The organism is Helicobacter valdiviensis (assembly GCF_003245365.1).
GTDB lineage: Bacteria > Campylobacterota > Campylobacteria > Campylobacterales > Helicobacteraceae > Helicobacter_D > Helicobacter_D valdiviensis.
Window position 1 is genome coordinate 1 of record NZ_NBIU01000006.1, and the last position, 13,320, is coordinate 13,320.

Consider the following 13,320-nt stretch of genomic DNA (forward strand, 5'->3'; position numbering starts at 1 on the left):
ATATGATAATAATTCTAAAACTTTAACAGGTTTTATGTATCAAAAAGAGTTTGTGCCAAATAGATTGGATGTGTAAAGGTTTTTTGAAATAAATATTTTTTGTGTTACAAAATTGGATTTATTTTTAAGAATTTTTAAAGGTTTTAGAAAAATTTTGTATGTAAAAAGCTTGTAATTGAAATTTTTAGCTAAAATAATTTTCCAAATTTATGTTTAATTTTACACAAGGAGATTAATGGAAGCTAATACTACATTTATGGACACAATCATACAAATGTTTTCAAATTTTATCAGTGTTTCAAACGACCTTTTATATACCTATATTTTAGTGTTTGTTTTGATAACATGCGGATTGTATTTTACTTTCATGACGGATTTTATTCAACTTAAATTCTTGCCACAATCTTTGAGTATTTTAAGAGAAAAAAGCCAAAAAGAGCATATTTCTCCCTTTGCTGCTTTGATGATTTCCACTGCTTCAAGAGTTGGGATAGGAAATATCGTTGGGGTGGCTGTTGCAATAAGTTCAGGAGGTGCAGGAGCGCTTTTTTGGATGTGGATTGTGGCGATATTTGGTGGGGCAAGTGCATTTGTAGAGAGCACTTTGGCACAAGTTTATAAAAGAAAAGAGGGGGAGCATAATTATAAAGGTGGACCTGCTTATTATATCCATAGTGCATTAAATTCAAAAACTTTTGGAATTGTATTTGCAATTTCTTTGATTTTGTGCTTTACTTATGGCTTTAATGGTTTGCAATCTTACACGCTTACTTCGGCATTTGAGTTTTATGCAGGAAAAGAAGCATTTAATGAGGGCTATATTACTACTTTTGTAGGGCTTATTTTAGCACTTTTAACGGCTATCTTTTTCTTTGGTGGTGGAAAATCTACTGCTTTTATTTCTAAAATTATCGTGCCCGTTATGGCGTTTGGCTATTTGCTTGTAGCTTTGGCCGTGATTTTTACAAATTTTGGCGAACTTCCTAGAATCTTTATGGAAATTGTAGAGAAAGCTTTTGATTTTGAAGCAATATTTGGGGGTTTTGCAGGAAGTGCTATTGTAATAGGGATTAAAAGAGGTTTGTTTTCTAATGAAGCGGGTATGGGTTCAGCACCTAATGCAGCAGCAGCCGCACATACAAGCCATCCAGCAAAGCAAGGTATGGTGCAGACTTTATCAGTATTTATTGATACACTTATTATTTGTTCAGCAACTGCTTTTATGGTGCTTTGTTCTCAAGAAAATTTGGAGGGCTTAAAAGGTATGCCATTAATCCAAAAAGTGATGTATGGACATTTTGGCGAATTTGGATTGCATTTTGTGAGTATTGCGGTTGTGCTTTTTGCTTTTACTTCTCTAATAGGGAATTATTTTTATTCGGAGATGAATTTTAAATTTATTACAGAAAATAAAACTGCGTTGCAAATCTTCCGTTTAAGTGCAGTAGCAATGGTATTTGTAGGTTCTCAACTTAGCCTAGATCTTGCATGGGATTTTGCAGATGTGGTTATGGGAATTATGGCACTTACTAATATTGTGGCAATTTTCCTTTTGGGAGATATTGCAATTAAGGTATTAAAAGACTATGAAAAGCAAAGAAGAGAGGGTAAAAACCCTGTATTTAAGGCGAGCGATGTAGGGATTACTAACACAGAGTGTTGGAAATAGCTAAGTTTTTTAAAGATTCTAAAAATTCTTTTAATTTTTTAGGATCTTTAATCCCTATCTTGCTTTCTAAAGAAGAATTTACATCTAGCATTTTTGCTCCTATTTGCTTTAAATCTTTTAAATTATGCAAACCCACACCCCCAGCTACACATAAATAGTTATTTACTTTTTCTTTCAACTCTAAAAGTAGATGAGTATCAATACTCTTTCCGCTACCACCCCCTAATGTGCTTTTAGAATCCAAAAGAACAAAAGGGCTCAAAAAATTGTTTAAATCTTCTAAACTAGCAATGTTTTTTACTTCATAAAAAGGAAAGTTGGCTTCTTTTAGATTAAAAGATGCAAAGTTTTCTCCTTTTGTTCCGTGGAGTTGGATTGCATCTATCAAGCCTAGCCTATAAAGCTCTATGGCTTCTTGTAGTTCTTCTTGTTTATTACTTACCACAGCGATTTTAAGAAGCGGGAAAGGTGTAAGTGCGTTTGCTAAATCTTTGATTTTTGAAGGGCTAATGTAGCGAGGAGATTCTTTAATTAAAATAAAGCCTAATGCAGCAATTTTTTTTGCATTTGCTGTGTCTTTTAGCGTTTCTTCTAGGATTTTAGCACACAAAAGTGCATTTTCTTTATCGGTAATCCCACAAATTTTTATAAAACCTAGAGGGGAATTTAAAAGCATAAAGGCATTGTGGTAAAAATCATTAGGAGAATTTTTGCCTATTTTGATGCTAGAGATTAAATTTTGCAAATTTTTTGTGGGCTCATAGGTGCTTACAAGATAGCTTCCGCACAATATCCCATCAAAGCCTACATTTCCCGCTACAAATCCATCAAAACTACAAGAAATAGAAGATTCAAAAATAAATTTTGCTTGCTTGTTGGTAGTTTTTAGATGATTTAACAAGTTAAAAGCCATGATTTTATCAATTTTAAAAGTATGGAGATTTCTTGAATTTATTCCTATAAGTTTGGCATTAAGTGGTGTTATAAAGTCAATTTCTTCTTGATTATGCACTTCAATGAGGGGAGTAAGATTAAGGGCTAAAGCACTCCTATAAAGCTCTTTTAGTTGTTTGAAGCCTCCAAATTCTCCATTTGCAAAAATTGCCGCAATGAGCAAAACCATATCCGCACCAAAATCATAAGCTTCTTTAATCTGCTCTTTTGTGGTGATAAAATCTTTTCTTAAAACACAGGCATTGCTAAATTTGTCTTTAATGGCTTTTAAATCTTGTAAACTGCCTTTAAAATAATCTTCTTCACAAAGCACAGAAATGGCACTTGCACCACCTTCTAAATATTTTTGTGCTAATTGCGGAGGGTTTTTTATTGCTCCTATATCTCCAAGCGAGGGACTAGCGCGTTTGATTTCTGCAATTACAAAAGGAAAACTTTCTAAAGGAGGGCTTATTAGAGGGGTTTTGCGAGTGGCATTAAGAATTTTTGCTTTTTGCTTTTTTTCTAAAATTTCTTTTAAAAAAGTTGGAGTTTGCATCTTTAATCCTTAAGAGCTTTATGGCTTAGAGTGCTAAAAGTTTCTAGTGTGTTAAAAACTTCTTTTTTTGCAATAATCTCTTTTGCTAATAAAAAGCCTTCCTTGATACTAGATGCTTCCTCGCATACATAAAGTGCAGCGCCCATATTGAGTGCTACTAAATCAAGTTTAGGAGAGGGGATTGCATTAAAAATATCAAGACTAATGGCAAGATTTTCTTTAGAATCTCCTCCTAAAAGCATAGAGTGATTTACAAAATCTAGTCCTAATTCAATAGGGTTGAAAATAAAAGTGCGGATATTTCCATTATTTAGCTCTGTAATTTGTGTGGGAGCACATAAAGAAAGTTCATCATAGCCATCTAGTCCGCTTACAACAAGAGCGCGTTTAATACCTAAAATTGCAAGAGCTTTTGCCATGATTTCGGTATAGGCTTTATCAAATACACCTACTAATTGGTGTGTGATTTGTGCGGGATTGCTAAGAGGACCTATTAGATTAAAAGCAGTTTTAAAACCCAAAGAGGCTCTAGCAGGTGCTGCAAAACGCATAGCAGAATGGAACTTTTGCGCAAAGAGGAAAGTAATATTTAGTTCTTTATAAATCTCTTTTGCGTTTTTAATATCCATATTTGCATTAATATTTAACGCATTTAATAAATCTGCAGAACCGCTTTTTGAAGTAATGGCTTTATTGCCATGCTTAATGATACCAAAGCCTTTTTCTTTTGCATAGCTTGCCAAAAGCAGTGCAGAGGTGGTAGAAACATTGAAAGTTTTGGCTTGGCTTCCCCCTGTTCCCACCATATCAAAACGCTTTTGGAAATTATCCTTTATTTTAAAAGGAATTGCTTTTTTCTTTAATACAGAAGCAAAACCTGCTAATTCATATTCATCTACACCTTTAATCTCTAAACTTGTAAGAAAGCTCCCAATTTGTGCTTCGCTTAAATTGCCCTCAGTTAGCTCATCCATTAAATTATAGCTTTCTTGGAAGTTTAAAGATTTTTGGTGTAAGGCTTTGTTTAGATATTCTTTGATAGGAATAGGCTCTCTTGTGTAGTGGAGGAAGTTTAGGAGCATTTTAATGCCCTCCTTAGTGCCAATGGATTCTGGGTGGAATTGCAAGCCCACAAGTGGATAATGCTTGTGTTCTACTGCCATAACCTCACCATCTTCGCTCATACCGCTAATTAAAAAGCAATCTGGAATTTCTTCTTTTTTGCCAACTAAAGAGTGGTAGCGTGCAATGGGAGTTTTTTGGCTTATGTGGCGAAAAATTCCTTTTTGGTTGTGGATGAGGGGTTCTACCTTGCCATGCACGATATTTTTGGCATTTTTGATTTCCACGCCAAATGCACTCAAGATTGCTTGATGTCCTAGGCAAATCCCTAAAATTGGATAAATCCCTTTAAATTTTTGCACCACTTCTACACTAATTCCTGCATCTTTTGGGCTTTTAGGTCCTGGGCCTATGATGATGTAGCTAGGGTTTAAAGAGGCAATTTCTTCTAGGCTAGTTTTATCATTGCGTAAAACTTTGATGGGATAGTTAAACTGGCTAAAGGCTTGGTAAATGTTATAGGTAAAAGAATCATAATTATCAATTAAAACAATCATTGTTTTTCTCCCATAATGGCTTCAATTAAAGAGAGCATTTTATTTTGTGTTTCAAGATATTCGCTAAGTGGATCAGAATCATAAACAACTCCTGCTCCTGCTTGTAGATAATAAACTCCATTTTGATATACTGCACTTCTAATAGCAATGGCTAAATTAATATCACATTCTTTTGTAAAATAACCTATAGCACCCGCATAAATACATCTTTTGTGTTCTTCTAAAGCGTGGATTGTTTTGATGGCTTGAAGCTTTGGTGCTCCACTTACCGTTCCGGCTGGAAAACTTGCTAAAATCGCCTCTTCTTGTGAGTGCATTTTTAAGTCCATTTTGCCTTGCACTTCAGAAACTAAGTGCATAACGCGAGAGTATTTTTCAATGATTTTTTCTTCGGTTACCTTTACGCTTCCACCTATGGAAACTTTACCAATATCATTGCGTCCTAAATCAAGAAGCATTAAATGTTCGGCATTTTCTTTAATGTCATTTTTTAGTTCTTCTTCAAATTTTAAATCTTGCAGTTGTGTTTTTCCGCGTGGTCTTGTCCCAGCAATGGGGCGTAAAGTTAAAGTTGCTGTGCTATCTTCTTCATTTTTTAGTTTGATTAGCACTTCAGGAGAACTGCCAATAATATGAAAATGCCCGAAATTATAATAAAACATATAAGGACTAGGATTGCTAATCCTTAAATTCATATAAGCTTGCAAAGGGGTTAGGTTGCTTTGTATTTGCATGCTAGTTGATGGGACGCACTGCAAAAGATTGCCTTTATAAATTTCATCTTTTAGAATGGAGACAATATTTGTAAAATATTCCTTTTTGTCTTGTGAGAGGATTTTGGACTCTAATGGTTTAGAGCTAGAAGATGGGATTTTTAAATCTGTAAGTGAGGCTATAAGATCTTTTACCCTTTGTTCTGCATTGATACTAGAGATTTCGTGGGAATAAGAAATGCTTACTGCATATAATGATTCATAAAAATGATCAAATATAATAAAATCTCTCCCAAAAATAAAGGCATTTTCATAGGCATCATACAGAGATTTTTTCTCTAAATTGATTTCTTCAATTTCACTAAAAAATTCATAACCCAAATACCCTACGCCACCAAGGGGCAAAGGCACTTCAAGTGGCAATTTAGAATCTTTTGTGCTAGGGGCAAACTCTCTAAAAGCTTTTAGATAGTCTAAAAATTTCATAGGGGCAGAACTATGGAACATTTTAGGGTTTAAGGAGATGGCTTTTTCTTCTCCATTTTCTTTGAGAATCAGGGAGTAGTTTAAATCTTTTTTTATAATTCTAAAGGCTTCTTTTATTATGAGGATAGAAAAGCGTCCTTTGCCACTTTTTAAAAAGGCGGATTCTAAAAGCACACAAGCATTTAATGCTTCACAAACTAGCAGGGGTGTTAGTTTTGAGGCAGGTATTTTCTCTGCATATAAAGAGGCTTTTTGGGGAGTGCAAGAAGAATTTGAAACTAAAAAATCAAACATAACAATACTCTTTAATGGTAAAATTTTTGGTTATTTTACTTTATGTTAGGTAAAAAAGAATTTACAAAAGCGAGCTTGAATGTGTATTTAATCAAGAATATTAGAAAAAGAGATTTAGAGAGTTTCATAAAAATTTATGGGTAGTTTTTTCCATCATTGCCAAAGAAAAAGAGAGTATTTTTTAAAATTAGCATATTTTATAGTTTTAAAAGAGTTTTTGTTGTAGAATGAAGAAGATTATTTTATAAAAAGGGCAAAAACAAGATGGCTGTTGTAGGAACAAATAAGCAAGAATTAGAAAATATTAACGAGGAAGAAGACTTTGCTACAATGTTGGAGCAATTTGAAAAGAAAGAGAGCCAAAAGGCATCTAGCGGGCAAATTGTTGCAATTAATGATGAAAATGTAGTAATTTCTGTAGTTGGCGAAAAGAATGAGGGTATTATAAGTATTGATGAAATTAAAGATCAAGATGGGAACTTAAAATTTAAAGTTGGAGATTCTCTGCCTATAGTTATCACGGGCAAAAGAAATGAAAGACCTATTGTATCTTATAAAAAAGCAATCCGAAGAGACAATATTAAAAAATACATAGAAGAACTTGGAGAAGACTATAAAGATAAAGTGATTGAGGGTGTTGTTACACATAAAAATAAAGGTGGCTATGTTGTAGAGAGCAATGGAGTAGAGTTTTTTATGCCAAAATTTGCTGCTGCATTTAAAGCAGGGGCAAAAGTAGAAGGAAAACCTATTAAGGCTTGCATTATCAATGTGAAACCTGATGAAGATAGCATTGTAATTTCACGCAAAAGACTTTTTGAGCTTGAAAATTCTGTAAAACAAGAAGTTGTGGATAAGATTTTAGCAAACGAAGGCAATTTAGAAGGCGTAGTGAAGAAAATTACAAGTTTTGGTATGTTTGTAGATGTGCAAGGTGTTGAAGGCTTGGTGCATTATACAGAGATTAGCTATAAAGGACCAGTAAATCCTTCAAAACTTTACAAAGAGGGTGATATAGTGCCTATTAAGGTGCTTTCTTATGATAAGGATAAGAGACGCTTAGCACTTTCTATTAAAGCAACCGCAGAAGATCCTTGGAAAGAAGTTGAAAATGAGCTTGAAGTGGGTGATGCTATTAAGGTAACTGTTAGCAATATCGAGCCTTATGGTGTTTTTGTGGATTTAGGAAATGATATTGAAGGCTTTTTGCATATTTCAGAAATTTCTTGGAATAAAAATATTCAAAACCCAGAGCAGTTTTTGAAAACAGGACAAGAGATTGATGTTGAGGTGATTGAAATTGACACCAAAGAGAGAAGATTAAGAGTGTCTTTGAAAAAATTGCTTGATAAACCTTTTGAGCAATTTGTTAAAACACACAAAGAAGGTGAAGTTTTAAAAGGTGTTGTGGCTACCCTTACAGATTTTGGTGCTTTTGTAAAGCTTGGTAGTATTGATGGACTTTTACATAATGAGGATGCATATTGGAATAAAAATGAAAAATGCAAGAACCTTATGAAAGAGGGAGAAGAAATTGAAGTAAAAATTGCCAAGATTGATAGAGCAAAAGAAAGAATTTCCCTAACTAGAAAAGGTTTAATTGCTTCTCCTATTGATGAATTTGCAAAAACTCATTCTGTAGATGATAAAGTGACTGGTGTAGTGCGTGATATTAAAGACTTTGGTGTGTTTATTAAGATTGATAATGATGTAGATGCACTTATCCGAACAGAAGATCTATCGCCTCTTAAAAAGGAAGAAATTAAGGTGGGTGATGAAATTAGCGGTGCTATTTCTTTGATTGATAAGGAAAATAATCGCATTAGAGTTTCTGTAAGAAGATTAGAAAGGGCAAAAGAGAGAGCAAATTTAAAAAGCTTCAATGATAGTGTAGATGACAAAATGACGCTAGGAGATATTATTAAAAACCAAATTTCTTAGCAGTTAAAGGGGGCTTAGGGTATGCAAATAAGATTGTTGGTTGTTATTTTCTCTATCTTTACTTGCATACTCTTTTTTGTTCTTATACGCTTTTATGTTGGGGCAATGGGTGCTTATGAGCTTCCTTTAGTGCAGACTTATAATTTTAAAGATCAACAAGATAATAATTCTCAAGAAGTCTTAAAATCAGCATGGGTAAGTAGATTGGCCATGCAAGATAAAGCAGAATATATTTATCCTGCCCCAGAAATGCAAGTGAAGCTTATGTTGTCTTCTGAAATGGAGCAAGAGCAAGAAAGCAAGATTTATAGGGTTTCTGTGGGGGTTATTGATGAGTATCAATTTTTTTGTATCAACCAAGTTCTTAGTGCCCATAAGATTAAATATTCCTATTATAAAGTAGGGGATCATATTTGGCTACTTGTTGCCTCTAATAATCAAGATTATCTTCATAATGTTTTAGAGAAGTTAAAGCATTATGAAATTAATTATACAATAACTTTGTCTTAGGAGTTTTAATGTCAAATTTTACAATTATTGTGTGTGATCATATCCATCAAAGTGGCTTAGATTTATTGCAAAAGGCTGAAGATGTAACCATGCTAAATTTAGCACATCTGCCAAAAGATGAGCTTAAAAAAGAATTGCATAAAGCGGATGTGGCAATAACAAGAAGTTCTACAGATGTAGATGTAAGTTTTTTGGAATCTGCTAGCAAGTTAAGGGCAGTGGTTAGAGCAGGTGTAGGAGTGGATAATGTAGATATTGAGAGTTCTAGCAAGCGGGGTGTAGTTGTTATGAATGTTCCTACTGCAAACACAATCGCAGCTGTAGAGCTAACCTGTGCACATATTTTAAGTTCTGTTAGAAACTATCCAGGCGCGAATGCACAACTAAAAAATGAGAGGAAATGGAAAAGAGAAGATTGGTATGGCACAGAGCTAAAAGATAAAAAGCTTGGAATTATTGGCTTTGGAAATATTGGAAGTCGCGTAGGTAAAAGAATGAAAGCCTTTGAGATGGATGTAATTGCGTATGATCCTTATATTAATCCTACAAAAGCAACAGATTTAGGAGTTGCTTATACGACAAACTTTGATGACATTTTAAAATGCGATATTATTACTATTCATACTCCTAAAAACAAAGAGACTATTAATATGATAGGCAAAGATGAGATTGCCAAGATGAAAGAGGGTGTGATTTTAATCAATTGTGCTAGAGGTGGCTTATATAATGAGGAAGCTTTGCTAGAGGGTTTAAAAAGTAAAAAAATCCGTTGGGCTGGAATTGATGTATTTAATAAAGAACCAGCTACTAGTAATCCTCTTTTGGATTTAGAAAATATCTATGTTACGCCCCATATTGGTGCAAATACACTAGAATCCCAAGAAAAAATTGCCATTGAAGCAGCACAAGCAGCATTGGAAGCTGCGAGGGGTTCTAGTTTTCCTAATGCACTTAATTTGCCTATTAAAGAAAATGAATTGCCAAGTTATTTAAAAACTTATTTAGAACTTGTGCAAAAGATGGCATTTTTTGCAATACAGGTTAATAAATCTGAAGTGCGTAGTATTCAATTAGAGGCATATGGAGAAATAAAAGAATATATTTCTTCTTTGGCAACTTTTGCATTGGTGGGTATGTTAAATGCTTCTGTAGGCGATAAGGTAAATTATGTAAATGCTCCTTATGTGGCTAAAGAGAGAGGAATTGAAGTGGAATTGGCTGCTAAGGATTCACAAGGTGTATTTAAAAATCAGATTAAGCTTACTCTTATTACGCAAAATGGTGATTTTAGCGTAAGTGGTGCTGTATTTAATGATAATACACCTCGTTTGGTAGAAATTAATCATTTTAGCTTAGATATAGAGCCAAAGGGTCGTATGATACTCTTTAGGAATAATGACACTCCTGGAGTTATTGGAAGTGTAGGTAGCACACTAGCAAGACATAATATTAATATTGCCGATTTTAGATTAGGGCGTTATGGTAAAGAGGCTTTAGCATTGATTGTTGTAGATGATGAAGTGAGTGCTGAAGTTTTAAATGAACTTTCGCAAATTGAAGCTTGTTTGTCAATAAAATATGCTATTTTATAATTTTTAAGTTAAACTTATACAAAAAGAGGGTATAATTACCCTCTTTATGATCAGCCGGGGTGGTGAAATTGGTAGACGCGCCAGACTCAAAATCTGGTGGGGGCAACCCCGTGTCGGTTCGATTCCGACCCTCGGCACCACTACTTTTTGGGCTTTTTATAGCATTCTTTTATTTTTCTTCTTTGTATTTTTTATTTACTTAAATTTAAGGTAATTTTACTAAAAGTAGCATTATTTTATAAAGTTTGTTTTTATTTCATAATTAAGCTAGAAAATAGCTCCACATTTATAGAATGGATTTATAAAATTATTAAACATAATTTATATCAGTAATTAATAAACTATTAAAATTATTCAATGCAGTTTTATAATGTGTCAATAATAAAATTAATGCATTGTTAATACAAATTTAAGTAGAATTTCAAGAATAAATGGGGTTTAATAAATAGTTAATATTTAAAAGAGGGTTCTATGTTAATAGAGTGGGAAAGAAGCTTTAGCATAAGAAATGCTACAGTGGATAGGCAACATCAAAAAATCTTTGATATTGCCAATAAAGCATTTGCTATTTTGGTGGATTTGAAAAACGGGGAAATTTGTGAGACTACAAAAATACAGATACGAAAGATTATTGTAGAGCTTATAGAATACACAAAGAGTCATTTTAAAGATGAAGAGAACTATATGGAGAGTATTAAATATCCTCTTCTTAATGAACACAAGAAGCTTCATACAAAACTTATTGTAAAGTTAAAAGAAATATTAGCACATATTGATGATGTTAAAAAATTGGTAGATTCTTTAAGTCATCTTATGAAAAACTGGATTTTAGAGCACATATTAAATGAAGATATTTTGGTGCAAGCCTTTGTAAATAAAAGTTTAGAGATTAAAGAGATACACCATAATTTGGAGCTTTATACTAAATTATGTTCCCTAAAAAGAGATATTTATCAAGAAGTGCAGTATGAATATATTTGTGCTTGTGCATTAAAAAGACATAAAGTTTATCAAAGCATTCATGAAGAGTTGCAAGGTGGTGTTTTGTTGCGTTGTCATTCTTGTAAGCAGCCTTTAGTGTATTATCCTCAAATGAAGGGTGCTAAGATTAAAGAGCTAAAGGAAAAGTTTTGCTTAAGGGATAGGAGTTTTTAATGGAGGGGGCTTTATATGCAACTAAAGATCCTTATGGATTGGTTTGCGAGATGCAAGCAAAAAACAATCAAGAATATGATTATGAGATTTTAAGAATTACTACCCACGCAAAACATAAAGGAAATATTCGTAGTTTTGCTTATAGTGAGTTAAGTCATTTTAATAACGGGGTAGAATTTCTTCTTTATGAAGAGATTTATCAAACCTTTGAAATACGCCTTAAGCAAAAGGAAATTAAATATTTTTCTTGGTGTCCCATTACAGAAGAAAAAGCATTGGATTTAGAGGCTGTATTGTCTTTAGAAGAAGGACTTGTTTATGATGAAAAAATAAAAGATAAACTTATACAAGAGCTTTATAAGGAGATGGTTAAAGAGGGTTTATTGGTGGGAATTAGGATTTTGCCTATATTTCTTAAACAGCTAGATGAGATTATAGAGCAGATTAAAACCCAAGAGTATCCTTCAAGTATAACTTTTAAAGTAGCAAAGGGAATTGTAGGAAGAGAAAGTCAAATGGATAAAATGGTGCTAAAGCATCCTATTTTTCAAACCTCCCAACAAGAGATGTATTATGAAAAGCCTGTGCAAAAAGATTCTTTATTGTTTTATTATAAGAGAGGAATAAAAGGAGTAAAAGGAAGAAATTTAAAAGGAGAGATTTTAGAAACTTCTGCTAAAAATATTCATAAAAATATGCCAAAAATTTTAGAAGGGATATATACTAAACAAACTGATGAGGGTTACTTGGCTTATGCTAAGCAATATGGATATCTTTTTAAAAGCGGTAATGAATTTGGAGTGTTTAATGAGATAAGATTGCAAGAGATTTCATTAAAAACCACAGGAAATCTTCAAGCAAATTTAAAAGAAGATATTTCTTTGCATATTAGAAACTTTGATAAGCTTCAAGATAGCATAGGTGAAAATATAGAGTTATGTGCTAATAGTATCCAAGTAGATGGTAATGTGGGAAAATCTTCCATATCGGCTCATACAATAGAGGTGCAAGGGCAAACACATCTAAAAACAAATATCCAAGCACACAATGCAACACTTAGTAATCTAAAAGGGAGCATTAAAGGAGAAGTGGTTTGTGTGGATTCTTTGGAGAATGGTAAAATTAAGGCAAAAGTCGCTATTGTTAATCAGTGTATGGGGGGTAAAATTATAGCGGATAAAATTTATATTAAAAACCTCAAATCCTATAATGAAATTTATCCCAAAGAGGAGCTTGTAATAGGTGAAATAAGCGGAGATATGAATCTATTAGAAATTAGCACAGAAGATAAAGAGGGAATGTGCGAAAATGAGGTGATTTTATCCCAAGATATTAATGAGCTTAGGACAAAATTGCAACATCTGCTTTTAAATATGGAGCATTCTTATTCTTATATTAATAAAAACCAATCCAATGTTTTTGTGCTTAAGAATTCGTTGAATGGGCAAAAAATGCCAGCAAATATTATGAATATTATCCATAAATATGAGGAAATTTTGCAAAAATATAAAGAAAATTTAAAAGAATATCAAGATCTTATTAGGCTTATTTTTCATCTTGAAGGAAAAAGACAGAAAATTGAAGATGCGATTATGGATATTAAATGTGTGATTATGGGAATGGCAAATGGCAAAGACAATCTTTTGAGATATAAAATAAAAAACGCAAATCAAAAAGAATTGCGGTATATGTTAGATGGCACAAAATATAAATATTTTTCATTGAATAAATTAGAAGATAACGGACTTTTTAGATTGCAAAAAGAAGAAGAGTATAAAGAAAACAAAATAGCATGGATTAATTACTATCAAACTTTTTAATAAAAGTTACATTTTGTAGATAGTGTAGA

The 13,320-nt window shown here is 32.9% G+C and carries 9 protein-coding genes and 1 tRNA gene; 7 read left to right on the forward strand and 3 right to left on the reverse strand.

Annotated features, from left to right (window positions below):
* The first annotated feature begins 256 nt into the window (after window positions 1–256).
* Window positions 257–1,669: an alanine/glycine:cation symporter family protein gene (locus B6S12_RS03235; protein ID WP_111229443.1), complete on the forward strand. Its 1,413-nt coding sequence runs from the start codon at window positions 257–259 to the stop codon at window positions 1,667–1,669.
* On the opposite strand, the gene trpF is transcribed toward B6S12_RS03235, so the two are convergent.
* From trpF to B6S12_RS03250, 3 genes are read right to left on the reverse strand one after another with little or no spacing between them, the layout of a single operon-like run.
* Window positions 1,647–3,161 carry a bifunctional indole-3-glycerol phosphate synthase/phosphoribosylanthranilate isomerase gene (gene trpF, locus B6S12_RS03240; RefSeq protein WP_111229381.1) on the reverse strand — a complete coding sequence of 505 codons (1,515 nt, stop codon included), beginning with the start codon at window positions 3,159–3,161 and terminating at the stop codon, window positions 1,647–1,649. The genes B6S12_RS03235 and trpF overlap by 23 nt on opposite strands.
* A 2-nt stretch (window positions 3,162–3,163) precedes the next feature.
* A complete protein-coding gene (locus tag B6S12_RS03245; RefSeq protein WP_111229382.1) occupies window positions 3,164–4,780 on the reverse strand; it encodes a bifunctional anthranilate synthase component II/anthranilate phosphoribosyltransferase in 1,617 nt (538 codons plus the stop codon).
* Window positions 4,777–6,273, reverse strand: a complete 1,497-nt coding sequence (locus tag B6S12_RS03250; protein WP_111229383.1) for an anthranilate synthase component I family protein — start codon at window positions 6,271–6,273, stop codon at window positions 4,777–4,779. Before B6S12_RS03250 ends, B6S12_RS03245 begins: the two co-directional genes overlap by 4 nt.
* A 264-nt stretch (window positions 6,274–6,537) precedes the next feature.
* Between B6S12_RS03250 and B6S12_RS03255 the strand changes: the two genes are divergently transcribed.
* From B6S12_RS03255 to B6S12_RS03280, 6 genes are all read left to right on the forward strand, one after another.
* On the forward strand, window positions 6,538–8,214 hold the full coding sequence (locus tag B6S12_RS03255; protein ID WP_111229384.1) for a 30S ribosomal protein S1: 1,677 nt from the start codon (window positions 6,538–6,540) through the stop codon (window positions 8,212–8,214).
* Window positions 8,215–8,235: 21 nt separating this feature from the next.
* Window positions 8,236–8,724, forward strand: a complete 489-nt coding sequence (locus tag B6S12_RS03260) for a hypothetical protein (RefSeq protein ID WP_111229385.1) — start codon at window positions 8,236–8,238, stop codon at window positions 8,722–8,724.
* Between the two features lie 8 nt (window positions 8,725–8,732).
* A complete protein-coding gene (gene serA, locus B6S12_RS03265; protein WP_111229386.1) occupies window positions 8,733–10,316 on the forward strand; it encodes a phosphoglycerate dehydrogenase in 1,584 nt (527 codons plus the stop codon).
* A gap of 53 nt (window positions 10,317–10,369) precedes the next feature.
* Window positions 10,370–10,456 (forward strand) — tRNA-Leu (locus tag B6S12_RS03270).
* Between the two features lie 331 nt (window positions 10,457–10,787).
* The gene (locus B6S12_RS03275; protein WP_111229387.1) at window positions 10,788–11,471 is read left to right on the forward strand and encodes a bacteriohemerythrin; all 684 of its coding nucleotides are present in this window, start codon (window positions 10,788–10,790) and stop codon (window positions 11,469–11,471) included.
* Window positions 11,471–13,291, forward strand: a complete 1,821-nt coding sequence (locus B6S12_RS03280) for a bactofilin family protein (protein WP_111229388.1) — start codon at window positions 11,471–11,473, stop codon at window positions 13,289–13,291. The genes B6S12_RS03275 and B6S12_RS03280 overlap by 1 nt, the downstream gene beginning before the upstream one ends.
* Window positions 13,292–13,320 lie beyond the last annotated feature (29 nt).